Consider the following 23165-nt stretch of genomic DNA (forward strand, 5'->3'; position numbering starts at 1 on the left):
ATATAGGTGGCGGATGCTGCTTCGGCATGGTCGTCCGTTCGCCTGACACAAACGGGGGTAACCATGAAGCCAGCGTCTCGCTTTCGACAGCGCGTGTTGACCGCCGCCTTGGCGCTGCTCGGCTGCTGGCACGGGGTGGCGGGCGCTGCTGAGCCTCGGGGGGCGCCCGCGCCGGCGGTCGCGCCGGGCACGGTGGTCGCACCCATCACCGACGTCGGCACGCTGAGCGGGTGCACCAACCCGATGATCGGCAAGAACGGCGATACCGGCAGCGGCAAGCGGGCGGTGTTCGTCGACGTCAAGCAGATGCGGCCGGACAGCGATCCGGTCTACGAGAAGAACGCCGTTTTCTGGGCCTCGCGAGAGAACCGGCCCGGTCAAAGCGTGTTGATGAGCGGCGCCTTTACGGCGAACCGCAAGACGGTGCGGCTGGTGGCGCTGACATCCGGCATGACGGACTGGCGCAGCGCGCTCCGTTCCAGCGCGATCACGGTGCCTGCCGTCAATCTGAGCTCGACGGGGTTGACCTTCACCATCCCGGCGAACCTCAAATACGGCCCCTACGCCTACCGCATCGAAGACCAGGATCGCGCGGTGCCGGCGCTGGAAGGCATTGTCAATCGGCCGGAAATCCAGTGGATTCTCGGCACGCCGGATACCGATTCCAGTCTGGAGGCGCCGGCGCATGAACTGGTCAATTGCGGTGCGGAGGCCGGCGGCAAGCTGCGGCTGTTCGGCAAGAACTTCAACGGCAGCAAGGAGGCTTATCTGCAATCGGCCGACAACCGGCTCTATCCGCTGACGGTCGAGCACGCCGACGATACGGCGATGGTGGCCGGCGTGCCCGCCGGCATGGCGCCCGGTTCGTACCACGTCTGGATCGGCTCACAGCACAAGGACCTGACCGCCGCGCTGCCGGTGCCGATCCGCATCCAACCCGCGCCAAAGCCGCCTGCCGTGGTGTCGTGCCCCGGACTGACGGGCGATGGTGTCACCGACAACGCCGCCGTGCTGCAAGGCTGTCTCGACAAGAACCGCAGCAATGGCGTGCGCACCGTCTTCAAGCTGCCGGCCGGGCAATTCGCCATTTCACGAACGATTGCGCTGCGCCGCCATCAGTATCTGGTCGGCGAATCCGAGGACGCGACGACGCTGCTCGGCAAGGCGAACAGCGCCGCGGCAACGCCCGCGTCGTGGATCACGGGCGAAAGCCATTTCGGCGTGGCCTCGCTGACGCTGCGCGCGCCGCATCGCGAAACGATGCTGCGGGCCGCCAACCTCGGCAGCGATCCGCGCGCGAACGGCCATATCCTGATCCAGCGCGTCAATTTCGTCGTGTCGGCCGACTACACCAACGGCGCGGGAAGCGCGCAGCTGATCAAGATTGCCGGCCCGGACCTGCGCATCGTCAATTCGACGCTGAGCTCGCGCAAGACGATGTCGATCGACTACGGCGACGGCGTGCTGATCACCGGCAACCGGGCGACCAAGGGCGATTACGGCATCGCCAACAGCCAGAACGTCGTCGTGACCAAGAATCTGTTCGGCGCCCAGGACGAAATAAACGAAGGCGTGGTGATCGGCGCCAGCCGCCCGATGATCAGCGGCACCACGGCCAACGCCACGCGCAACTTCTATCTCGGCTACAACCTGTTCCGCAACATGACGTACACGCCGACCAACCAGTTCTTCACGACGGACGGCGGCGGTGGCGCGTATCTGGGCAGGCTCGCCGCCAGCTTGGCCAGTTCGGTGACGCTGGCGCGCGATCCGAACTGGGACATGGTCGGCACCAGCAATCCGGAAAACGTCGTGATGTCGATCGTCGCCGGCACCGGAGTCGGTCAATACCGGCATCTGAAATCGATCAAGGGCCGCGTGATGGAATTGGCGACGCCCTGGGACGTGGTGCCCGATTCGTCCTCGGTGATCAACATCACCACGGGCTATCTGCGCATCACCGTCAGCCACAACGAATTCCGCAACATGCATGGCCGTGCGCTGAATTCGATCCTGTTCTTTGGCGGCGTGTTCGACAGCGTGATTGACCACAACTACAACATGAACGCCGGCGACGGCATCGCCATCGCCGCCTATGGGCCCTATGGCGATAATACCTATCTGCCGACCTTCAATATCGATTGCCTCGATAACACCGTCGCCGAGGATGGCGACCCGGTCTTCGTGATGCGCACCGCGGCGCGCAACGTCACGCGCGGGCTGGCGGTGATGGGCATGCCGGGCGCGACGCTGTCCGGCATTCTGGTACGGGGCAATCGGGTCGCCAGCCCCGGCATGATCTTTTTTCCGAACAGCTTCAAGGACAACTACTCGATCCTGGTCGAACAGAACCAGGCGCGCGTCGAACCCTGGTTCGGCGGATCGAGCGGTCCGCCGGGCGCGATGATCCGGAACAACCGTCCATAGGCACGAGCGCGAGGCGCTTCGGCGATGGACCGCGCCTTATGGCAGCGCCGGGCCCGCGCCGCGCATCGTGGCCAGCGCGCGCAGCGACAGATGGGCGAACCAGTAGACCAGGAACAGCATCCCGAGCACGCGACCGATCGTCACGCCGGCAAAGGCGGCCGGCCCCGGCATCAACAGCGCGATTGCCGCCGAGATCGCCGCGGCGATCAGACCGCTGAGCACGACGCCCGCGACCGCCACGCCGGCAAACGGCAGTCGCCATCCTTTGGCCAGCGCGGAGAATTCGCCGGCCGATGCGCGTTTGCGCAGTGCGAGATACGGCATCAGCCGCATCGCCAACCACGCCTGCGCGGCGAGGTTGGCCGCGGCATACAGCAGCGGGACCGTGGCAAGAAACTGGATCAGTGCGCACAGCACGATATAGGTGCCGACGTAGTGCGCCAACGCGCCGCGCTGGCCGGAAACGGCGTCGCCCGACGGCTCGGCGGCGGGGTAATCGCCCGCGATCTGCGCAATGGCGCCGGGCATCGACCACAGTGCGACCAGCAGGATCAGCGCAAGCTGGTACAGCACCACCAGCAGCGTCTGAGCGACGCCGCCCGCACCGCCGTACAGCGCCTGCACCCAGGGCGGTACGACACCGGTCACCAGCATGACCAGCGGCAGCCCGAGAAAGACGGCACCGGCGATCAGCAGCACCACGATCGGGCCGACGGCGAGCTTGAGGGCGCGGGAACTGACGAAACTGGCAAGCGCGGCACGAAAGGCGGCGAGCGACGGCTGCATGGCGATTGGCGTGGAGTGCAAAGTGCGGCAGCCTAGCACATCGGTCCCGCGCCGCGCGCCTTGCCGGTGCGCTACATCCGGTACCGCAGCCCGACGAACACACTGCGCGGCGCACCGGGGGCGATGAAGCGCGACGTCGCCGCATCCTGCGGCGCCACGTGCGGCTGCACCAGCCGTCCGTCCGGCAGGATGTTCTCTGCCAGCTGGCCATAGCTCGCATAGCGGCGATCGAACAGGTTGTCGACGCGGGCATACAGCTCGAGCTGCTTGCTGACGCGATAGCTGGCGCGCAGATTGACGGTGGCATAGCCGGCGGTATCCCAGCGGCGTGCATCCGGTGCCCTGCCCGGCCGCGGATCGCTGGCCAGGCCGTCCTCGTTGCCGCTGATCACGCTGGATGACACGGCCAGTACGTCGGCGCCGATTGCGAACGACGGCGTCACGCGCCAGTCGGCGCCGAACTTCAGCGTGTGCCGGGGCAGCCCGGCAAGCCGCATGCCGGGACGGACATCGATCGTGCGCTCGCCGGCCAGGATGCGCCCGTGAGCCTGGTACGTAGCCTGCAGATAGCTGTAGCCGAACCGCAGCGTCACCGCATCGAGGCGCCAGTTCGCCAGCAGGTCCACGCCCTGGTGGCGGGTGCGATCGAAATTCGAGAAGTAGCCCTGCTGGCTGTTCGGTGCGCGCAGGAACAGGATGTCGTCACGGTTGTCGGTGCGGTAGGCGGTGCCCGACAGTTCCAGGTCGCGCGACGGCCGCCAGCGCGCCCCGACCTCGTAGGTGCGCGAGACCACCTGCTTCAGGTACGGATCGGCCTGCAGGCCCGCCGGCAGGCGGCACGGCTGCGCGGGATCGGCGCAGCCGAGTTCGATCACCGTCGGCACGCGGTTGCTCTGCGCGGCGCTGGCAAACAGCGTCAGACCGGCGCCAACCTGCTGGGTCAGGCCGATCGCTGGATTGAGCTTGCTGTAGGTGAAGCGCTCCGTCGGCTTGTCGCTGCCGTCGCTGTCGATCAGCGTGCTGGTCACCTTCAACCGGTTCCAGCGGGCCGACAGGTTCAGATGGGTCGTCGGCGTCAGCGTCCACAGATCGGCCAGATAAACGCCGATCGCGCGCGACTTGCCGTGGGCGCCCGAGAACAGCTCGACCTCGGACCCGGGCGCGGCCGACACGCCGCGGTCCGCGCTCAGCAGCGCCTCCTGCTCGTACTGGGCGTAGCGCACCCGGTTGGCGTCGAAGGTCACGCCCATGTTGATGCGGTGTGCGCCCAGTTCCTTGGCCAGGCTCAGTGCGGCGCCCTGGCCGCGCTGGCGGGTGTGGGTCGTGTTCAACACGGCCGGATGCAGCGCGGCGCCCTGCTCGCGCGTATAGCCACAGTCGTCGTCGGCCGGCGAGCCATCGGCGTTGAAGCCGTCCTCGCAGGCCTCGGCATATTCGGCGTAGTCCTCGCTGACGTCGCCGTTGACGGTGTCGCGCCGGCTGTGGCGGACGTATGCCATGGCGGAGATGCGGGTCGTGTCGTCGAGCCAGTGGCTTCCGTTCAGCGTGGCTTGTGTGACGCGGTTGCGGGTCTGGTCGGGGTAGGTGAACACCGCGCGCCGGTTCCCCGCATACAGGTCGGGCAGCACGGCACTGCCATCGAGCCGATAGTCCGGCACCAGCCCGTTGCCGACGAGCCGGCTGCTGCCATGCAACAGCGACACGTCCCACTCGGTCGCCCCGCTGCTGCGGCCGGCCTTCACGAACAGATTGCCGAGCCGGCCGTCGGAATGGTCGCGCCAGCCATTCTCCTTGAACAGCGTGCCGGCGACGAAGCCGTGCCAGCCGTCCTCGCTGCGCGCGCCGAACGACAGGTCGGCGCGCTTGCGGGCACCGCTGCCGTACGAGATGTCGGCACCGAAGCCCTGCGAAGTCAGCCCCGATTTGGTCGTCAGCGCCAGCGCGCCGCCCAGCGTGTTCAGGCCGTACACCGGGTTTGAACCCGACACCAGCGCGATATGGTCGAGCGCGGCTTCGGGAATCATGTCCCAGTTGACCACGTCGCCGAACGGCTCGTTGACGCGCACGCCGTCGAGATAGACCGACAGGCCCTGCGGCACGCCAAGAATCGACGAGGCGCGGAAGCCGCGGTAGGTCACGTCGGCCTGGAATGGGCTGCCCTGGATCTCGTTGACATTGACGCCGGCCAGATTGCGGCTCAGGTACTCGACAAGATTGCCGGCGCGCGGACCGGACGCAGTGTCGCGCTCCGCGCCCTGCACGGTGTATGGCAGCGTATCGCGCTCGACGCCGATGCCGGGCAGCGGCGCGGCGGCGACGATGGTGACCGTCGGCAGCGAACTGTCCTGTTGTGACACAGTGCTGCCCTGTTGTGCAACAGCGTGGCCGGCGCCGAACAGCGCGATCGCGCATGCCATGGCGATGGCACGGGGAATGGGGGACCCGGTACGGCGCGTCGCGGCGGGCGCGTGCGGCCTGCCGGCGGCGGCAGCGGTCCGGTTGGCTGACATCTTGCATCTCCTCCTGGTATCGAGCGGACCTCTGTCGGGCCGCACGATCCCGTCGAGCAGGTTCCATACCCCGACGGCCGGGAAAAACTCCCGACCGGGGACGGGAACCGGCTCGCCAGGCCGGGATCGATGCGCCGCGCAGCCACGCCACCAGAGCGCCGGGCCGCCTCGATGGAAACGAGGAGACCCCTGCCATGCCCCTGTCCCGCCATCTGCTGCTTCGGGCCGCGCCGATCGCATTGCTGAGCCTGGTCGTCGCCACGCTGTTCGCGCTGGCCACGGCCGCAGGCGATATCCGCAGCGAACGGCGCGGCGCCGATGCCACCGCCAGGATGTTCCGTCATCTCGCGGGATTGCAGGCCGACCACGCCGAGGCCCGTAACGGACATTTGCGCGCCCTGCGGGATATCGCGGCTTCCGGCGCGCTGCGCCATCTGCGCCTGACACTGCGGGACGATCGCGGCGTGGTGCTCGTCCCGCAGACCGGCGCTGCCGGCAGTGAAGCGCCCGCGGAACCGGCCGCGTCGTGGACCATCCCGGCGGCCGAGGGGGCCGGATACCGCGTGGCGTTGGACTGGAATCCGCGCAGCGAGGAAAGCGAGGCGCTGAACACCTTCGCCGGCCAGCTGGCGACGTTGACGCTGTACAGCGCGCTGCTGTTTGCCGGCATCGCATGGTCGGCACGACGGGCATTGGCCCCGCTGCGCGGGATGCTGGCGGCAATCCGCCGCTACGAGCACGCCGAATACGATGCCGCGCTGCCGCCGACCCGGATCGCCGAACTCGACGCGATCCGGGGCGCGTTGCAGCAGCTCGCCGCGGCACTGGCGCAGGCGGAGGCTTCCCGCCGCGCGCTGAGCCTGCGGCTGCTCGACGCACAGGAGCACGAGCGGGCCCGGATCGCACGCGAACTGCACGACGAGCTCGGCCAGACGTTGACGGCCATGCGGGCCGACGCGGCCTACCTGTCGCGCCGGCTGACGCACGACGCCGCGCTGCGCAGCGTGGCCGACGGGCTGTCACAGCATGGCGCGCGCATCCAGCAGGATGTCCGCTCGCTGCTGCATCGGCTGCGGCCGCATGGCACGCAGCCGGGCAACGGGCCGGTCCCGCTGGCCCGCATGCTGCAGGACCTGCTGCAAGGGTGGCGCGCGCAGCCGGATTCGCGCACGGACTTTCGCCTGGAGATCGAGCTCGGCGCGGTGGCGGTGCCGCCGGCGCTGGCGCTGGCGCTCTACCGCATGACGCAGGAGGCCCTGACCAACGCGGTGCGGCACGCGGGCGCCGCGACGGTCCAGGCCCGCGTGGCCGCCAACGCCACCGGCGACATCGTCTGGTGCGTCGAGGACGACGGCGTCGGCATCGGCGATCCCGACGCCGCGTTCGAGGCCGGTTGCGGATTGGGGGGCCTGCGCGAACGGGTGTGGGCACATGGGGGGCAACTGGAGCTGAGCGCCTCACGGTCCGGCGAAACGCGACCGGGCCTGAAGCTGCTGGCCCGTTTCCCTGGCGCACTGGCGGCCCAGCCTGCTGCCGTCGCGGCGATTTCGCCGGGTGTGGCAGTTGCGGCGGACCATGCGCCGGACACCGTGGCCCGCGCCGGCGGCCCCCGCCACGGCCGCGTGCCGGAGCTGGCCTGATGATGCCGCTGCGTGTGGCGCTCGCCGACGACCATGCGGTGGTCCGCGCCGGCTACCGCCGCCTGCTGGAGCTGGACGACGGCCTGCAGGTGGTCGCCGAGTTCGCCGATGGCGACGCCGCCTACCTCTGGCTCAGCCGCCATCCCGCCGACGTGCTGGTGCTGGACCTGTCGATGCCGGGCCGCGGCGGGCTGGAAGTGCTGCGCTGCCTGAAGGCGCGCGTGCCGGCGCTGCGCGTGCTGGTCTTCAGCATGCACGACAGCCCGGCCATCGTTGCGCAGGCGCTGCGCGCGGGCGCGGACGGCTATCTGACCAAGAGCAGCGCACCGGACCTGCTGGTCGACGCGGTGCATCGCGTCGCGGCCGGCGAGCGGCCGCTGTCCGACGACATCGCCGCCGTCGCCGGCGAGGGCGACCCGAAGGCGCTGCCGCACATGCGCCTGTCGCCGCGCGAATTCGATCTGTTCCGCCTGCTGGCGCGCGGCATCGCGATCGAAGACATCGCCGCGCAGCGCTACCTGAGCACCAAGACGATCGCCAACTACCAGACGCTGATCCGCAAGAAGCTGGGCCTGGCCAATGTCGTCGAGATGTACCGCTATGCGCGCGAGCACGGACTCGACTGAAGCCTGGCTGCCGGCAGCCGCAACACGATTGCTCCATTTCAGGACACCGTGCGCAACGTGTCGGTGAGCGGCGCAACAGTGGCGGCGCGCCTTGCCGCGAAACCGATGCCGGAACGCCGCGAACGGCCAGTGGCACGCTCCTTGCGCTGATGGGAGTGGACTGGCCGGACACCCGGTCGTCAAGACAGCAGCGCAAGCGCAACATGAACGATTCGTCAGGAGACACCACCATGAACCATGCGGAACTGAAGTTCCTCGATATCGAATTCCCGTACAAGGCGTCCTACGACAACTTCATCGGCGGCAAGTGGGTACCGCCGCAGTCGGGCCAGTACTTCGACAACGTGTCGCCGGTCACGGGACAAGCCTTCTGCAAGATCGCCCGTTCCAACGCGGACGATATCGAGCTGGCGCTCGACGCGGCCCACGCGGCCAAGACCGCCTGGGCCCGCACGTCGCCCGCCGAGCGCGCCAATGTGCTGAACCGCATTGCCGACCGCATGGAGGCCAATCTGCAGCGCCTGGCGGTCGCCGAGACGATCGACAACGGCAAGCCGCTGCGCGAGACCATGGCCGCCGACCTGCCGCTGGCGATCGATCATTTCCGTTATTTCGCCGGGGCGGTGCGCGCGCAGGAAGGCGGCATCTCGGAGATCGACCACGACACCATCGCTTACCACTTCCATGAGCCGCTGGGCGTCGTCGGCCAGATCATTCCATGGAACTTCCCGCTGCTGATGGCGACGTGGAAGCTGGCGCCGGCGCTGGCCGCGGGCAACTGCGTGGTGCTCAAGCCCGCCGAGCAGACCCCCGCCTCGATCATGGTGTTGCTGGAAATCATCGGCGACCTGCTGCCGCCGGGCGTGCTCAACGTCGTCAACGGCTTCGGCCTGGAGGCCGGCAAGCCGCTGGCGTCGAACAAGCGCATCGCCAAGATCGCCTTCACCGGCGAGACCACCACGGGCCGGCTGATCATGCAGTACGCCAGCCAGAACCTGATCCCGGTCACGCTGGAGCTCGGCGGCAAGAGCCCGAACATCTTCTTCGCCGACGTGCTGGACAAGGACGACGCGTTCTTCGACAAGGCGCTGGAAGGCTTCGCGATGTTCGCGCTGAACCAGGGCGAGGTCTGTACCTGCCCGTCGCGCGCGCTGATCCAGGAATCGGTCTACGACCGCTTCATGGAGCGGGCGATCAAGCGCGTCGAGGCGATCAAGCAAGGCCATCCGCTGGACCGCAGCACGATGATCGGCGCGCAGGCCTCGCAGGAGCAGCTCGAGAAGATCCTGTCGTACATCGACCTGGGCAAGCAGGAGGGCGCGCAGTTGCTGACGGGCGGCGAACGCGCCCAGCTGGGCAACGGGCTGGAGAACGGCTACTACGTCAAGCCGACCGTGTTCCGCGGCCACAACAAGATGCGCATCTTCCAGGAGGAGATCTTCGGGCCGGTGGTATCGGTGACGACCTTCAAGACCGAGGAAGAAGCGCTCGAGATCGCCAACGACACGCTGTATGGCCTTGGCGCCGGGGTCTGGACGCGCGACGGCACGCGGGCCTACCGTTTCGGCCGCGCAATCCAGGCCGGCCGCGTGTGGACCAACTGCTATCACGCCTACCCCGCGCACGCGGCGTTCGGCGGCTACAAGCAATCGGGCATCGGGCGCGAGAACCACAAGATGATGCTCGACCACTACCAGCAGACCAAGAACCTGCTGGTCAGCTACAGCCCCAACGCGCTCGGCTTCTTCTGACCGACGGGCCTGGCAACGGCTCTCGCCCGCGCGAACCCGAATCCTGGCGCCTTGTTCTGCCGCGAGCAAGCAAGCAAGCACGCCGGGCGCTCGGCCTTCGCTCGGGCGGGGGCATCTTCGCGGAATCCGACGATGAATACCCCCTTGCCCCCACGCGTCATCGCCACCGACGCCGCGCTCGCGCTGATCGCGCGGCTGATCGCCGACCACGGCCCCATCCTGTTTCACCAGTCCGGCGGCTGCTGCGACGGCAGCGCGCCGATGTGTTTCCCCCGCGGCGAATTCCTGGTCGGCGGCAGCGACATCAAGCTCGGCGAGATCGGCGGCGCACCGTTCTACATGAGCGAATCGCAGTTCGAATACTGGCGGCACACCCAGCTGATCATCGACGTGGTGCCCGGCAACGGCGGCATGTTTTCGATCGAACGTGCCACCGGCATGCGCTTTCTGACGCGCTCGCGGCTATTCGGCGACGAGGAAGCCGAGCGGCTCGCCGCGACGCCGCCAGAGCGGGCGACGGTCGACTATCCCGACCTCGCCGCGTGATGGCGCCCGCGCAGACCCTCCCGATGCCAAGGCGCCGCGCCCTCGCGATCGCCCTTGGTTCGCTGGCCGCGAGCGCGGCGTTTCCCGCCGTCGCGGCCTGGGCCGATGCCGGCACCACTGCGGCCGCCGATTACCCGTCGCATCCGCTGACGCTGATCGTGCCCTGGCCCGCGGGCGGCGCCACCGATCTGTCGATGCGGGTATTGGCCGAACTGGTCGCACACGAGCTCGGCCAGCCGGTGGTGGTCGAGAACCGCGCCGGAGCGGGCGGTGCGCTGGTCGGCGCCCTGCTCGCCGTGGCGAAGCCGGACGGTTACACGATCGGCCAGTTGCCGGTCACGGTCTACCGGCTGCCGCACCAGCAGAAGACGACCTGGCAGCCGCTGCGCGATATCCAGCCGGTGGTGATGATCTCCGGCTATACCTTTGGCGTGGTGGTGCCGGCCGACAGCCCGTTCCGCAGTTTCGGCGACCTGGTGGCCTGGGGCCAGGCGCATCCGGACGCGTTGACGGTCGGCTCGTCCGGCATCGGCACCACGCCGCATCTGGCGATCGACGACGTGCTCGGGCGCCACCATATCCGCTATGTGCATGTACCTTACCGCGGCATCGCCGACCAGATGCTCGCGGTATCCGGCGGCGCGCTGATGGCCGGTGTCGGCGCGACCGGTTTCGCACCCTATGTCGACAGCGGACGCCTGCGGCTGCTGGCGCTGTTCAGCGAACACCGGTCGCCGCGCTGGCCCGAGGTGCCGACCATGAAGGAGCTCGGCTATCCCGACGCCGTCCACAACTCGCCCTACGGCATCGGCGCGCCGCGCGGCACCGATCCGCGTATCGTCCGGCGGCTGCACGATGCCTTTGCCCGAGCGATGCGCCACCCCCGGCATCTGGCCGAGCTGGCCAGGTACGACCAGGAACTGACCTATCTCGATACCGCGCGGTACGAGGCCTATCTGCGCGGGGTGTGGGCCCGCGAGCGCGACTTCGCGCAACGGCTGGGCCTGGCCGCCGGCAAGGAGCCATCGTGATGGGTTCCACCCTCGCCCCCGCGATGCGCGCGGACGCCGCATCGAACGAAGCACCGTGCGATACCGCGCCGGCGCTGCGCTGCGACGGACTGGTCAAGCGTTTCGGCAGGCAGGCCGCGCTCGATGGCGTTTCGCTTTCGGTGCGCCCCGGCGAATTCGTTGCGTTGCTGGGGCCGAACGGCGCCGGCAAGACCACGCTGTTCCAGATCCTCAGCGGGCTGTTCGTGGCGGACGCGGGGCGCGCCGAGGTGATGGGCGCCGACATGCGCCAGCATCCCGCACGCGCGCTGGCCAGGCTTGGCATCGTCTTCCAGCAGCCGGCAACCGACCTGGACCTGCCGGTGCGCGACAACCTGCTGTTCCATGCCGACCTGCATGGCCTTGCCCGGCGCCAGTCGCTGCCGCGGATCGCCGCCCTGCTCGCGCGCTTCGGCCTGGCCGAGCGCGATCGCTCGCCGGTGCGCGCGCTGTCGGGCGGCAACCGGCGCAAGGTCGAACTGGCGCGGGCGCTGCTGCACGAACCGGCGCTGTTGCTGATGGACGAGGCCACGGTCGGACTTGATCCGGCTTCCCGCATGCAGATCGTCGACGAGGCCCGCCGCCTTGCCGCGGGGCAATCGACCGCGGTGTTGTGGGCCACGCATCTGGTGCAGGAGGTTGCCGGCTGCGACCGCGTCGTCGTGCTGCACCGGGGCAAGGTGCGCTTTGACGGTCCTCCGGCGATGCTGTGCGACGCCACCGGGCAGCCAGATCTCGAAGCGGCCTTCCTGGCCCTTACTGATTCGGAGGCATTGCCATGAGCCATCTGCCACCGGTGCCGCGCATCCGCTGGATCGTGGGCGCCACGCTTGCCGTGACCACCGTGCTGGTCCTGGCCGGATGGTCGGAGGCGGCACCACCAGCGGGCGGCGGCCAGGTGATCGTCTCCAGCGAAAAGGACGGCAGCCTGATTTTCTACGACGCCGCCAGCCGGCAGATGTCCGCCGTGTTGCCGCAATGCCGCCGGCCGCGCCATCTGCAGCTGTCGCCCGATCGCAGCCGGCTCTACGTCGCCTGCAGCGACGACGATCGCGTCGACGTGGTCGATGTCCGCGCGCGCAAGACGCTGGCCGCGTTGCGCGTCGGCGACGATCCCGAAATCTTTGACCTCAGCCCGGACGGCAGGACGCTCTACGTCTCGAACGAAGAAGAGGCGCTGCTGACCGCGGTCGACACGGCCACCGGACAGAAGCGCTTTTCGGTGGCCGTCGGCGAGGAGCCGGAAGGGGTCAAGGTCAGCGCCGACGGCAAGCGCGTCTACGTCGCCTCCGAAGTGGCCAATCTGGTCCACGTGATCGACGTGGACAGCCGCAAGATCATTCGCCATATCCCGGTCGGCAATCGGCCGCGCCGCTTCGCGCTGTCGCCCGACGGCAAGGAGCTGTGGGTCAGCAACGAGCTCGCCGCGAGCGTGTCGATCATCCGCACCGACACGCTGCAGGTCGTGCACGTGCTGACGTTCGCGCCGAAAGGCTTTCGTGCGGACGACGTGACGCCGGTGGGTATGGCGCTGTCGCGCGATGGCCGGCGCGCCTATGTGGCGCTCGGACGGGCCAACCATGTGGCGGTGGTCGACGCCGCGAGCCGGCGCGTGCTCGACTACGTGCTGGTCGGCAGGCGCGCGTGGGGCCTGGCGCTGACCCGCGACGATGCGCTGCTGTACGTGACCAACGGCCTGTCGGACGACGTCAGCGTGGTCGACACCATGCGCGGCAAGGCAGTGGCTACGCTGAAGGCGGGCCGCGTGCCGCATTCGGTCGTCATCGATGACTAGGCTTGCCCGGCTGCGCGCCCTGGCCGGCGCCTGCGCACTGCTGGCCGGTATCGCGACCGCTTCCGCGGCGGAGCTGCGGATCGGCGTCGTCAGCCTCGCCGACGATCCGCGCTACGAGCCCAAACGGCTGGAACAGCGCTATCCGGGCCACCCCGAGGGCCGGCCTTTCGACGGCATGCGCGTGGCCGCGGCCGAATCCCGCCTTGCGCTCGAGGCTGCGGGGCTGACGCTGAAGCTCGAAGCGGCCGAAGCCCGCGATGCGCAGGCCGCGGCCCAGGCCGCCGCGGCGCTGGCGCGCCAGGGTGTCCGCTATATCGTGCTGGACCTGCCCGCCGATGCCGTCCGCGCGGCGGCCCGTGCGGTCAAACCGGCCGACGCCCTGCTGCTCAATGTTTCGGCCGACGACGACGCGTTGCGCGGGGAAGGCTGCGCCCCGCATCTGCTGCACACGCTGCCGAGCCGGCGCATGCAGGCCGACGCGCTGATGCAGGCGCTGGCCGCCCGCAAATGGCGCAAGGCATTGCTGCTGACCGGACCCGCCCCGGAGGATCGCGCGTGGCAGGCGCTCTATCAGCAGGCGGCCCGGCGCTTCGGGGTCGCCTGGGCCGCGCAGCGCGATTTCCGCCTGTCGAACGATCCGCGCGAACGGGAGCTCGCCAACGTCCGCCTGCTGACCGGTGGGCCCGACCATGACGTCGTGATCGTCGCCGACGCCGATGGCGAGTTCGCCCGCACCGTGCCGTATGCCACGCAGCTGCCGCGCCCGGTTGCCGGCGCCAACGGGCTGACCGCGATGGCGTGGCACCGCGCGTGGGAGCGCCACGGCGGCCCGCAATTGAACCGGCGCTTCGTCAAGGCAGCCGGGCGGCCGATGAGCGGACACGATTGGGCGGGATGGGTGGCGATCAAGGCGGTGGTCGAAGCGGTGACGCGCGCGCCGAAGGCGCCGTTTGCCGAGCAGGCGAAGGCGTTGCGATCCGGAGACGTCGCCATCGATGGCTTCAAGGGCCCGCGCCTGAGCTTCCGGCCCTGGGACGGGCAACTGCGCCAGCCGGTGTTTCTTGCGCATGCCGACGGCGTGGCGGCGGTCGCCCCGCTTGACGGTTTCCTGCATCCGAAGAACAACCTCGACACGCTGGGCGCGGACGCGCCCGAGAGCGCGTGCCGCCGCTGATCCCCATGCCAGCCATCTCCATGCCGACCTCTCCCCTGCTCCACCGCTGGCGCGCCCTGCGCGCCGTTGTCTGCCGGGAGCTGCGCAAGTTCCTGCGCCAGCCCGGCCGCCTGATCTCGTCGCTGGTGCGGCCGTTGCTGTGGTTCCTGGTGTTCGGCGCGGGCTTTCAGAACGTGTTCGGCGTCGCCATCATTCCGCCCTACGACACCTATGTCGAATACAAGGTCTATCTGACCCCCGGCCTGCTGGCGATGATTGCGCTGTTCAACGGCATGCAGTCCTCGCTGGCGATGGTCTACGACCGCGAAATGGGCGTGATGCGGCTGCTGCTGACGGCGCCGCTGCCCCGGCCATGGTTGCTGGCATGCAAGCTCGCGGCCGGTGCGCTGCTGTCGCTGCTGCAGATGGCCGTGTTCCTGCTGGTTGCCGTGCTGTTCGACGTGCCGCTTGCCTGGACCGCGCTGCCGATGTTGCTGGCGGCAATGACGCTGGTTGCACTGATGCTCGGTGCGCTCGGCCTGGCGCTGTCGGTGCATGTCCGCCAACTGGAGAACTTCGCCGGCATGATGAACTTCGTGATCTTCCCGATGTTCTTCATCAGCACCGCGCTGTATCCGCTGTGGAAACTCGAGGAATCGGGGGCCGAGGCGATCCACCAGTTGGCGCGGATCAACCCGTTCACGCACGCGGTCGAGGCCATCCGTTTCGCGCTGTATGGCCAGGCGGCATGGGGCAGCCTCGCCGTGGTGGCCGCGTGTGCCTGCCTGTTCTTCGGCGTGGCATTGTTCGGCTACGACCCGCAGCGCGGCATGGCAAGGCCGCTGGGGAAGCGGGCATGAGCCGGCCAGCCTGGCCCCGCCGCCATGGCGGGCGCAGCCGCGGGTGGTTCGGCACGCTGCTGGCCCTGGCGGTGGTACTGGCCGCGGCACGGGGGCATGCGGCGGCCGATGCCGATCCCTTCGCCTCGCCGCAATGGCCCGCGTTGCGCGCCGAGATGCTGGGCAATGCGCCGGCGGTGTTCGATCCGCGCGTCAAGGTCGTCGGCCCCGCTTTCGCCGAGGATGCGCTGAACGTGCCCATCGCGTTCGATGCCTCCGCGCTGGGCGAGGTCGACAGGATCGTCGTGGGCGTCGATCGCAATCCGATCCGCCAGGTGCTGACCTTCACGCCTGGCAGGCTCAAGCCCGCCCTGTCCTTCCGCTTCAAGCTGGAACAGGGATCGCCGGTACGGGTGGCGGCGCGCACGCGCGACGGGGTCTGGCATGTCGGCGGGCTGCTGGTCGACGCCGCCGGCGGCGGCTGCACGGTGCCCGGCGTGACACGCAAGGACGGCTCGTGGAGCGCGACGCTGAACCGGGTCGAGGCCCGGCGCTTTGCCGCGCTCGATGGCGGCGGTGGCCGGGTCCGGATCCGCGTGATGCATCCAATGGATACCGGCCTCGTGGCGGGCATCCCCGCCTTCCATATCGAGCAGCTGGCCCTCGTCGACGGCCGCCGCGAACCGCTCGGCACGCTGGCGCTGCACGAGCCCGTTTCGGAGAACCCGATCTTCTCGTTCGACCTGCGCGAGCCGGCTGCCCAACCGCTGGCGGTGACCGGCCGCGACAACAACGGCAACCGTATCGACGCCAGGGTGCTGCCATGAGCAACAGGCTGGCCACGATCGCCCTGCAGATTGCCCTGCTGTTGCCCGCATCGGCATTCGGCGACGGGCTCGCAGAGAGGCCGCTGCAGCCGCCAGACTACCGCCTCGCGCCGCGCGGCATCGGCGACGGCGTCTGGCTGCTCGAGGGCGCGAACGCCGACTTCGCGGTCGGCAACGGCTGCAACATCATCAATACCGCCTTCATCGATACTGGCGATGGCGTGGTCGTCGTCAATACGGGACCGTCGCGGCGCTACGGCGAGCAGCAACGCGCGGCGATCGCCAAGGTAACTGATGCGCCGGTCCGCCTGGTGCTGAATCTGAACCTGCATCCCGACTACTTCTTCGGCAACCAGGCCTACGCCGACGCGAAGCCGGCGGCGCTTGCCGGCACCGTCGCGGGTGCTGCGCGCGAGGCGGGCTCGTATGCCGACAACCTGTATCGGCTGTGCGGAGACTGGATGGCCGGCACTGAACCGGCGCCGCCCGCCACGACGATCGAGCCGGGACAGCGCACGATCGGCCGCCATCGCTTCGAGCTGCTGCACCTGCAGGGCCATACCGGCGACGACCTGGTGCTGATCGACCATACCGCGCGCGTGATGTTCGCCGGCGGCCTCGTCTTCCGCTCGCGCGTCCCGACCACGCCGCACGCCGACATCCCACGCTGGCTGGCCAGCCTGGACGTGCTGGAACGCCGGATGCGCGAGGACGGCTTGCGTCTGCTGGTGCCAAGCCATGGCCCGGCGCTCGATCGCGCCGATGCGATCGCACAGACGCGGGATTACCTGCGTTGGCTCGACGCGCGCCTGCGCCGAGCCGCCAGAGAGGGCCGCGATCTCGCCGAGGTCATCGCGATGCCGGTGCCGGCGCCCTACTCGGAATGGGCCGCGATGCCGGCCGAATACCTGCGCAACGTCACGCACCTGTACCCCGCGTACGAACGCGAGGCATTGGCGCCATGAGCGCCTGTGCCGGGCTCGGCCAAGAGGTGCTCCATTCCGCGACAGCGGTTGTTGCGCGGTAGCGCGATACGGCCCGGTACGGCGCACCTGCGCAGTCGGTCGCGGCGCGAAATGGCCCGCCAACAACGGGAATTTTTCACGGCTGGCGTGGCACGCGATTTGCGGTGTGGCGCACCGGCGCGGCATTGCCGATCGGCCCGTGCCGCGCCTACCGAAGAACCACCGGGAAATCCGCAGCAAAGATGATCGAAACCGATGATCGACAAAAAGAGAGAGGAGCAAACGATGAGCAAGTTGAAGGTGCTGGTGCTGGCAACCGCCTGCGTGGCCAGCTTCGCCGCGCGTGCCGCGGTAACGGACGCGATGATCGAAAACGACGCGAAGAGTCCCGGTGATGTGCTGTCGTGGGGAATCGGACCGGAGGGCCAGCGCTTCTCGCCGCTGGCAAGAATCAACACGAAGAACGTCGCACGCCTGGTGCCGGCGTGGTCGTTCTCGTTCGGCGGCGAGAAGCAGCGCGGCCAGGAATCGCAGCCGTTGATCCATAACGGCAAGATGTTCGTTACCGCATCGTATTCGCGGATCTTCGCGCTCGATGCGAAGACCGGCGCCAAGCTGTGGAAGTACGAGCATCGGCTGCCCGAAGGCATCATGCCCTGCTGCGACGTGGTGAACCGCGGCGCGGCACTCTACGACAACCTGGTCATCTTTGGCACGCTCGATGCGCAACTGGTGGCGCTCAACCAGGACACCGGCAAGGTCGTGTGGAAGGACAAGATCGACGATTACGCGGCAGGCTATTCGTACACGGCGGCGCCGATGATCGTCAAGGGCCTGGTGCTGACCGGCGTGTCCGGGGGCGAGTTCGGCGTGGTCGGCCGCGTCGAGGCGCGCGACGCGAAGACTGGCCGGATGGTCTGGGTCCGTCCGACCGTCGAAGGGCACATGGGCTATCGGTTCGACGCCGAGGGCAACAAGATCGAGAACGGCATCACCGGCAACCTGAACGCCAGCTGGCCCGGCGAGACCTGGAAGACCGGCGGCGCGGCGACCTGGCTCGGCGGCACCTACGATCCGAAGACCGGGCTGGCCTATTTCGGCACTGGCAACCCGGGGCCGTGGAACAGCCACCTGCGCAAGGGCGACAACCTGTACTCGTCGTCGACGGTCGCCATCGATCCGGCCACCGGAAAAATCGTCTGGCATTACCAGAACACACCGAACGACGGCTGGGACTTCGACGGCGTCAACGAGTTCGTGACCTTCGATCTCGACGGCAAGCGCGTCGGCGGCAAGGCCGACCGCAACGGCTTCTTCTACGTCAACGACGCGCGCGACGGTAAGGTACTGAACGCCTTTCCGTTTGTCCGCAAGGTGACCTGGGCAAAGGACATCGATCTGAAGACCGGCCGGCCCAACTTCGTCGCCGAAAGCCGTCCCGGCGATCCCGCGGACCAGAAGAAGGGGCAGTCGGTGTTCGCGGCGCCGGGCTTCCTCGGCGGCAAGAACCAGCAGCCGATGGCATACAGCCCGCAGACCCGCATGTTCTACGTCCCGGCCAACGAGTGGGGCATGGACATCTGGAACGAGCCGATCACCTACAAGAAAGGCGCGGCCTTCCTTGGCGCGGGATTCACCATCAAGCCGCTGAACGAGGACTATATCGGCGCGCTGCGCGCGATCGATCCGAAGACCGGCAAGATCGTCTGGGAGGTCAAGAACAATGCCCCGCTGTGGGGCGGCGTGATGACGACCGCCGGCGGCCTCGTGTTCTGGGGCACGCCGGAGGGCTATCTGAAGGCGGCCGATGCGAAGACCGGCAAGGAGCTGTGGCAGTTCCAGACCGGCAGCGGCGTGGTGGCGCCGCCGGTCACCTGGGAAGAGAACGGCGAGCAGTTCATCGCCGTGGTGTCGGGCTGGGGCGGCGCCGTGCCGCTGTGGGGTGGCGACGTCGCCAAGCGCGTCAACTTCCTCGAGCAAGGCGGATCGGTCTGGGTGTTCAAGCTGAGCAAGGTCTGAGCGTTTGTCCGACGGGCCGGCCCTCGGCGGTGCCGGCCCAGCAAGAGCTGGAGAATTCCATGCAGAAAGAACGAAATCGACGTATCGCGCCGCGCGCAGCCGCCCTTGCCTTCGGCCTCGCGCTTGCGGCATCGGCACAGGCGGCACCCGATATCAAGGCGCTGGCCGACAAGAATGGCTGCTTCTCCTGCCATGGCATGCAGGGCAAGCTGGTCGGCCCTGGCTTCGCCGAGGTTGCCGCCAAATACAAGGGGGACGGCGAGGCGGCAGGCAAGCTGGCGCGCAAGATCCAGGAGGGCGGCAAGGGGGTATGGGGGCGGATTCCAATGCCGCCGCATCCTTCGCTGAAGGACGAGGAAGCGAAGCGGCTGGCGGCGTGGGTGCTGGAGGCCGGCTGAACGGCGGCCCGTGCGAGGCGCGATGTTCCATCGCCCTCCATGGTCCTTCATCGCCCTCTCCCCAGCCCTCTCCCCAGCCCTCTCCCGCAAGCGGGAGAGGGAGCATGGTGCCGGCAGCGCGACGGCTCGCCGCGCGACTCGCCCTCTCTTCCGCTCTTCCGCTCTGCCGCTCTCGCGCTCTACCCCTCGCTCAACCGCAGCGAATTGGCATCGGTGCGGAACAGCAGCGGCGCCTCCCTGCCCCGCTCCACGCGTCCCTGGGCCAGCACGGCGGCCAGCCGGCCCTGCGCCACGATGGCACGCAAGCGATCGTGATCGCCGGACCGGTCGCAGACCGGATCCGTCGCGTCGGCGTCGCCGGTCAGCTGCCATGCTTGGCAGCGGCAGCCGCCCGCGTCGGCCTCCTTCTCCTCGCAGGAACGGCATGCCCCCTTCATCCACGCGGTGCCGCGATAGCGGCTGAATGCGTCGCTGTCGAACCAGATCTCGCGCAGTGGCATGTCGTTGACGTTTGGCAGCGCGAGGCCCGGCAGCATGCGGGCGGCGTGGCAAGGCAGCGCCGTGCCGTCGGGCGCGACGCCCAGAAACGTCGTGCCCCAGCCGTTCATGCACTTCTTGGGCCGCGTTTCGAAATAGTCCGGTACCACGAACAGAATGCGGCAACGCGAGCCGATGCGCCGCCGATAGCGCTCCACCACGGCCTCGGCTTCGCGCAGTTGCGCGGCATCGGGCATCAGCGCTAGGCGGTTGCGCCAGGCCCAGCCGTAGTACTGGGTGTTGGCCAGCTCCAGATACTCGGCGCCCATCTCCAGCGCCATCTCGATGATGGTGCCGACATGCGGCAGGTTATGCCGGTGCAGCACGCAGTTCATCACCATCGGATAGCCGTGCGCCTTGATCATCCGGGCCACGCGCCGCTTCAGGTCAAAGGTGCGCGTGCTCGACAGGAAGTCGTTCAGCTCGCGCGTCGAATCCTGGAAGGAAAGCTGGATGTGGTCGAGCCCCGCCTCGCGCAGCGCCCCCAACCGTTCGTCGGTCAAGCCGACACCGGAGGTGATCAGGTTGATGTAGAAGCCGAGCCCGCGCGCATGCGCGACGAGCGCTTCGAGGTCCTTGCGCATCAGCGGCTCGCCGCCGGACAGTCCCAGCTGCACCGCGCCCAGCGCTCTGGCCTGCGTCAACACGTCCAGCCACCGCGCGGTGTCGAGCTCCTCGCCGTGCCGCGCATAGTCGACCGGATTCGAGCAGAACGCGCAGTGCAGCGGGCAGCGATAGGTCAGCTCGGCCAGCAGCCACAGCGGCGGACCGGGACGCGATGCTCCCTCAGGCGAGCCAGCCGCGTTCGAATGCATGTTTGACAAAGGCATGGACCTCCGCGGCGATTCCTTGTACGTCGTACGCGCCCTGCAGTTCGTCGATCAGCATGTCGAGTGTCCGTGAGCCGTCGCAGCGCCGCAGGATTGCCGCCGCACTGTCGTTCAGCGTGACCATGCCCTCGGGATACAGCAGCACCCAGGCCTGTTGGGCCTCCTCCCATTGCAGGCGCAGCGTCCGATGCAGCGTCGGCATGCCGGTGTGCGGGGATGGCGGGGATGGCGGGGATGGCGGGGATGGCGCGGTCATGGATAGGCCCTCTCGATGGCATCGAGCATCGACCACAGCACGTCGAGCTTGAACTGCAGGATCTCGAGCGCGCGCCGCTGCTCGGCCGGCGTACGGAAATGTTCGAGTGTCACGCGCAGGCCGTGGTCGACATCGCGCTGGGCGAGCGGGATGCGCGAGCGGAAATAGTCCAGCCCGTCGCGCTCGATCCATGGGTAGTGCTCCGGCCAGCCTTCCAGCCGCTGCCGGTGGATCTCCGGGGCGAACATCTCGGTCAGCGACGAGCACACCGCCTCCTGCCACGGCGCGCTGCGCGCGAAATTGACGTAGGCGTCGACGGCGAAGCGCACGCCGGGCAGCACCAGCTCCTGCGACCACAGCGCCTGGCGCGGCAGGCCCACCGCCTCCCCGAGCCGGACCCAGGCTTCGATGCCGCCGGGCTCGCTGTCCGTGCCGTCATGGTCGACGATGCGCTGCACCCACAGCCGGCGTGTCTCGCGGTCCGGGCAGTTGGCGAGAATGGCGGCGTCTTTCTGCGGGATGCGGACCTGGTAGTAAAACCGGTTGGCCACCCAGCCTCGGATCTGTTCCGGCGTGCAGTGCCCCGCCGCCATGCGGCGATGGAATGGGTGATGAATGTGGTAGCCCGACTGCTTCGCGCGCAGCCGCGATTCGAATTCGGCGGGGCTCCACGCGGTGGCCTGCGTCATAGCGCGATCTCCATGCCATCCCAGGCGACCTCGATGCCGCGCGCGCTCAGATGGCGGCGCTGCGGCGACCGTTCGTCGAGAATCGGATTGGTGTTGTTGATATGGATCAGGATCTTGCGCGATGCCGGCAGCGCGTCGAGTACCTCGACCATGCCGCCTGCGCCCGACAGCGCCAGATGGCCCATCTCGGCCGCGGTCTTGTTCGACAGCCCCTGCCGCAGCATCTCGTCGTCGGTCCAGAACGTGCCGTCGACCAGCACGATATCGGCGCCGCGCAGTTCCTCCATCAGCTCGGCTGTCACGTGCCCGAGGCCGGGAGCGTAAAAAACGCGTCTGCCGGTGGCGGTGTCGACGACGCGCAGGCCGATATTGTCGCCACGCTGCGGCGCCTGCCGGTTCGGCGAATACGGTGGTGCCTTGCTGTCGAGCGGCACGGGCGTGATGGTGGCGCGCTGCAGCGGCGCAATGCGCAACGGTTTGCCATCGAGCGGCAGCGGATGCGGATCGAGGCCGCAGTAGTGCGACAGCACGCGCGACAGCGGCAAGGCGTCGGACAGGTCGGCGAGCACCGGCGCGGTCGCATATAGCGGCAGTCGACGACTGTTCTCGCGCAACATCAGCAGCCCGGTGACATGATCGATCTGCGCGTCCATCAGCAGCACGGACGCGATGCCCGTGTCGCGCCGCTGGCGTGCCGGCTGCAATGCCGGCGTGGCGCGGATCTGCGCCAGGATGTCGGGGGATGCGTTGACCAGCAGCCAGTCCAGCCCGTTCTCCGTCAACGCGATCGAAGACTGCGTGCGTGGCATCGCCGAAACCGCGCCGCGACGCACGCCGTCGCAATTGGTGCAGTTGCAGTTCCACTGCGGAAAGCCCCCGCCCGCCGCGGAGCCCAGAACCTTTAACGTCGTCATCGCGGTGCCACGCGCCGTACGCGCCTTGCGTTCGTGTTGCAGTCCCCGCGGACGCGGGGACCATCGGCTGATCCGCTCGACGTCAGCGGTTGGCGATATACATCGTGATCTCGAAGCCGAGGCGAAGATCGGTATAGGCGGGCGTGGTCCAGTTCATGAGGTCTCCTTCGATGTGGTTGCTTGGCACGGACTGTGATTGCCGAGTCGGAACGGGCGGCGGCGCAGTGCCCCGCCCTTCCGCATCGACGATGAGGCAACATCCATGCCCGACACCGCACAGCGGCAAGGCCTTCCCGGCGGTTCCGCAGACCGCGTCTTCCGGCTGCGCACGGCGGACATGCACAGCCTGCACGTGCGCCTCCATGGCCGCGCCGACGGCGTTCCCTGGCTGGTGCTGCATGGCGGCCCGGGCAGCGGCTGTTCGCCGTCGATGGCGGACTGGTTCGATCCGACGCGCCACCTCGCGATCCTCGCCGATCAGCGCGGCGCGGGCCGGTCGCGCCCTGCCGGCACGCTCCGGCGCAACACCACCGGTGCGCTGCTGGCCGATATCGAACGGCTGCGCGCGGTGCTGGGCGTCGAGCGCTGGCATGTGGCCGCCGGCTCAT

At 68.6% G+C, this 23165-nt stretch carries 22 protein-coding genes; 15 read left to right on the top strand and 7 right to left on the bottom strand.

Annotation, left to right across the window (positions count from 1 at the left end):
* Positions 1-96: 96 nt before the first annotated feature.
* On the top strand, positions 97-2427 hold the full coding sequence (locus B551_RS08565) for a glycosyl hydrolase family 28-related protein (protein WP_023263888.1): 2331 nt from the start codon (positions 97-99) through the stop codon (positions 2425-2427).
* A gap of 36 nt (positions 2428-2463) precedes the next feature.
* Here B551_RS08565 and B551_RS08570 read toward each other — a convergent pair whose 3' ends face one another.
* Together B551_RS08570 and B551_RS08575 are read right to left on the bottom strand one after the other, a co-directional pair.
* Positions 2464-3213 (bottom strand): hypothetical protein, encoded by a 750-nt coding sequence (locus B551_RS08570; RefSeq protein ID WP_006578026.1) that lies wholly within the window; start codon positions 3211-3213, stop codon positions 2464-2466.
* A gap of 71 nt (positions 3214-3284) precedes the next feature.
* The gene (locus tag B551_RS08575; RefSeq protein ID WP_052511293.1) at positions 3285-5723 is read right to left on the bottom strand and encodes a TonB-dependent receptor; all 2439 of its coding nucleotides are present in this window, start codon (positions 5721-5723) and stop codon (positions 3285-3287) included.
* Positions 5724-5917: 194 nt separating this feature from the next.
* On the opposite strand from B551_RS08575, the gene B551_RS08580 reads away from it, so the two are divergent.
* The 13 genes from B551_RS08580 to B551_RS08640 all read left to right on the top strand — a co-directional run bounded on the left by B551_RS08580 (position 5918) and on the right by B551_RS08640 (position 19331).
* The gene (locus B551_RS08580) at positions 5918-7363 is read left to right on the top strand and encodes a histidine kinase (protein ID WP_006578024.1); all 1446 of its coding nucleotides are present in this window, start codon (positions 5918-5920) and stop codon (positions 7361-7363) included.
* The gene (locus tag B551_RS08585) at positions 7363-7989 is read left to right on the top strand and encodes a response regulator transcription factor (RefSeq protein ID WP_006578023.1); all 627 of its coding nucleotides are present in this window, start codon (positions 7363-7365) and stop codon (positions 7987-7989) included. The genes B551_RS08580 and B551_RS08585 overlap by 1 nt, the downstream gene beginning before the upstream one ends.
* 230 nt (positions 7990-8219) lie before the next feature.
* Positions 8220-9740: an aldehyde dehydrogenase gene (gene adh, locus B551_RS08590; RefSeq protein ID WP_006578022.1), complete on the top strand. Its 1521-nt coding sequence runs from the start codon at positions 8220-8222 to the stop codon at positions 9738-9740.
* A gap of 132 nt (positions 9741-9872) precedes the next feature.
* Entirely contained in the window at positions 9873-10286 is a 414-nt protein-coding gene (locus B551_RS08595; protein ID WP_006578021.1) for a DUF779 domain-containing protein, read from the top strand.
* Between the two features lie 23 nt (positions 10287-10309).
* Complete coding sequence (locus B551_RS08600; RefSeq protein WP_043438220.1) at positions 10310-11317, top strand: tripartite tricarboxylate transporter substrate binding protein; 1008 nt, start codon at positions 10310-10312, stop codon at positions 11315-11317.
* 23 nt (positions 11318-11340) lie between these two features.
* Positions 11341-12117, top strand: a complete 777-nt coding sequence (locus B551_RS08605; RefSeq protein WP_023263892.1) for an ABC transporter ATP-binding protein — start codon at positions 11341-11343, stop codon at positions 12115-12117.
* Complete coding sequence (locus B551_RS08610; protein ID WP_006578018.1) at positions 12114-13130, top strand: PQQ-dependent catabolism-associated beta-propeller protein; 1017 nt, start codon at positions 12114-12116, stop codon at positions 13128-13130. The genes B551_RS08605 and B551_RS08610 overlap by 4 nt, the downstream gene beginning before the upstream one ends.
* The gene (locus B551_RS08615) at positions 13123-14304 is read left to right on the top strand and encodes an ABC transporter substrate-binding protein (protein WP_023263893.1); all 1182 of its coding nucleotides are present in this window, start codon (positions 13123-13125) and stop codon (positions 14302-14304) included. Before B551_RS08610 ends, B551_RS08615 begins: the two co-directional genes overlap by 8 nt.
* Before the next feature lie 5 nt (positions 14305-14309).
* Positions 14310-15143, top strand: coding sequence for an ABC transporter permease (locus B551_RS08620; RefSeq protein WP_253281333.1), 834 nt, complete (start codon positions 14310-14312; stop codon positions 15141-15143).
* The gene (locus tag B551_RS08625) at positions 15140-15949 is read left to right on the top strand and encodes a quinoprotein dehydrogenase-associated SoxYZ-like carrier (RefSeq protein ID WP_006578063.1); all 810 of its coding nucleotides are present in this window, start codon (positions 15140-15142) and stop codon (positions 15947-15949) included. Before B551_RS08620 ends, B551_RS08625 begins: the two co-directional genes overlap by 4 nt.
* Positions 15946-16914, top strand: a complete 969-nt coding sequence (locus tag B551_RS08630; protein ID WP_023263895.1) for a quinoprotein relay system zinc metallohydrolase 1 — start codon at positions 15946-15948, stop codon at positions 16912-16914. Before B551_RS08625 ends, B551_RS08630 begins: the two co-directional genes overlap by 4 nt.
* Before the next feature lie 285 nt (positions 16915-17199).
* Positions 17200-18933: a PQQ-dependent methanol/ethanol family dehydrogenase gene (locus B551_RS08635; RefSeq protein ID WP_006578064.1), complete on the top strand. Its 1734-nt coding sequence runs from the start codon at positions 17200-17202 to the stop codon at positions 18931-18933.
* Positions 18934-18992: 59 nt separating this feature from the next.
* Positions 18993-19331: a c-type cytochrome gene (locus tag B551_RS08640; protein WP_006578065.1), complete on the top strand. Its 339-nt coding sequence runs from the start codon at positions 18993-18995 to the stop codon at positions 19329-19331.
* 179 nt (positions 19332-19510) lie between these two features.
* On the opposite strand, the gene pqqE is transcribed toward B551_RS08640, so the two are convergent.
* The 5 genes from pqqE to pqqA form a co-directional block, all read right to left on the bottom strand.
* Positions 19511-20683 carry a pyrroloquinoline quinone biosynthesis protein PqqE gene (pqqE, locus tag B551_RS08645; protein ID WP_006578066.1) on the bottom strand — a complete coding sequence of 391 codons (1173 nt, stop codon included), beginning with the start codon at positions 20681-20683 and terminating at the stop codon, positions 19511-19513.
* Positions 20655-20900 (bottom strand): pyrroloquinoline quinone biosynthesis peptide chaperone PqqD, encoded by a 246-nt coding sequence (gene pqqD / locus B551_RS08650; protein WP_006578067.1) that lies wholly within the window; start codon positions 20898-20900, stop codon positions 20655-20657. The genes pqqE and pqqD overlap by 29 nt, the downstream gene beginning before the upstream one ends.
* Before the next feature lie 50 nt (positions 20901-20950).
* Positions 20951-21643 (bottom strand): pyrroloquinoline-quinone synthase PqqC, encoded by a 693-nt coding sequence (pqqC, locus tag B551_RS08655; RefSeq protein ID WP_006578068.1) that lies wholly within the window; start codon positions 21641-21643, stop codon positions 20951-20953.
* Positions 21640-22557, bottom strand: a complete 918-nt coding sequence (pqqB, locus tag B551_RS08660) for a pyrroloquinoline quinone biosynthesis protein PqqB (protein ID WP_006578069.1) — start codon at positions 22555-22557, stop codon at positions 21640-21642. The genes pqqC and pqqB overlap by 4 nt, the downstream gene beginning before the upstream one ends.
* Positions 22558-22639: 82 nt before the next feature.
* Positions 22640-22714, bottom strand: a complete 75-nt coding sequence (gene pqqA, locus B551_RS08665; RefSeq protein WP_006578070.1) for a pyrroloquinoline quinone precursor peptide PqqA — start codon at positions 22712-22714, stop codon at positions 22640-22642.
* A gap of 105 nt (positions 22715-22819) precedes the next feature.
* Here pqqA and B551_RS08670 point away from each other — a divergent pair.
* Positions 22820-23165 (top strand): alpha/beta fold hydrolase (locus tag B551_RS08670; protein ID WP_023263897.1); only part of this gene is annotated, 346 nt, incomplete at its 3' end.

It is taken from the genome of Cupriavidus sp. HPC(L) (assembly GCF_000307735.3).
Taxonomy (GTDB): domain Bacteria; phylum Pseudomonadota; class Gammaproteobacteria; order Burkholderiales; family Burkholderiaceae; genus Cupriavidus.

Excerpts from the sequence above, each read along its gene's own strand:
- B551_RS08570 (WP_006578026.1), bottom strand. The coding sequence starts at position 3,213 with ATGCAGCCGTCGCTCGCCGCCTTTCGTGCCGCGCTTGCCAGTTTCGTC.
- B551_RS08575 (WP_052511293.1), bottom strand. The coding sequence starts at position 5,723 with ATGTCAGCCAACCGGACCGCTGCCGCCGCCGGCAGGCCGCACGCGCCC.
- B551_RS08580 (WP_006578024.1), top strand. The coding sequence starts at position 5,918 with ATGCCCCTGTCCCGCCATCTGCTGCTTCGGGCCGCGCCGATCGCATTG.
- B551_RS08585 (WP_006578023.1), top strand. The coding sequence starts at position 7,363 with ATGATGCCGCTGCGTGTGGCGCTCGCCGACGACCATGCGGTGGTCCGC.
- adh (WP_006578022.1), top strand. The coding sequence starts at position 8,220 with ATGAACCATGCGGAACTGAAGTTCCTCGATATCGAATTCCCGTACAAG.
- B551_RS08595 (WP_006578021.1), top strand. The coding sequence starts at position 9,873 with ATGAATACCCCCTTGCCCCCACGCGTCATCGCCACCGACGCCGCGCTC.
- B551_RS08600 (WP_043438220.1), top strand. The coding sequence starts at position 10,310 with ATGCCAAGGCGCCGCGCCCTCGCGATCGCCCTTGGTTCGCTGGCCGCG.
- B551_RS08605 (WP_023263892.1), top strand. The coding sequence starts at position 11,341 with ATGCGCGCGGACGCCGCATCGAACGAAGCACCGTGCGATACCGCGCCG.
- B551_RS08610 (WP_006578018.1), top strand. The coding sequence starts at position 12,114 with ATGAGCCATCTGCCACCGGTGCCGCGCATCCGCTGGATCGTGGGCGCC.
- B551_RS08615 (WP_023263893.1), top strand. The coding sequence starts at position 13,123 with ATGACTAGGCTTGCCCGGCTGCGCGCCCTGGCCGGCGCCTGCGCACTG.
- B551_RS08620 (WP_253281333.1), top strand. The coding sequence starts at position 14,310 with ATGCCAGCCATCTCCATGCCGACCTCTCCCCTGCTCCACCGCTGGCGC.
- B551_RS08625 (WP_006578063.1), top strand. The coding sequence starts at position 15,140 with ATGAGCCGGCCAGCCTGGCCCCGCCGCCATGGCGGGCGCAGCCGCGGG.
- B551_RS08630 (WP_023263895.1), top strand. The coding sequence starts at position 15,946 with ATGAGCAACAGGCTGGCCACGATCGCCCTGCAGATTGCCCTGCTGTTG.
- B551_RS08635 (WP_006578064.1), top strand. The coding sequence starts at position 17,200 with ATGAGCAAGTTGAAGGTGCTGGTGCTGGCAACCGCCTGCGTGGCCAGC.
- B551_RS08640 (WP_006578065.1), top strand. The coding sequence starts at position 18,993 with ATGCAGAAAGAACGAAATCGACGTATCGCGCCGCGCGCAGCCGCCCTT.
- pqqE (WP_006578066.1), bottom strand. The coding sequence starts at position 20,683 with ATGCATTCGAACGCGGCTGGCTCGCCTGAGGGAGCATCGCGTCCCGGT.
- pqqD (WP_006578067.1), bottom strand. The coding sequence starts at position 20,900 with ATGCCGACGCTGCATCGGACGCTGCGCCTGCAATGGGAGGAGGCCCAA.
- pqqC (WP_006578068.1), bottom strand. The coding sequence starts at position 21,643 with ATGACGCAGGCCACCGCGTGGAGCCCCGCCGAATTCGAATCGCGGCTG.
- pqqB (WP_006578069.1), bottom strand. The coding sequence starts at position 22,557 with ATGACGACGTTAAAGGTTCTGGGCTCCGCGGCGGGCGGGGGCTTTCCG.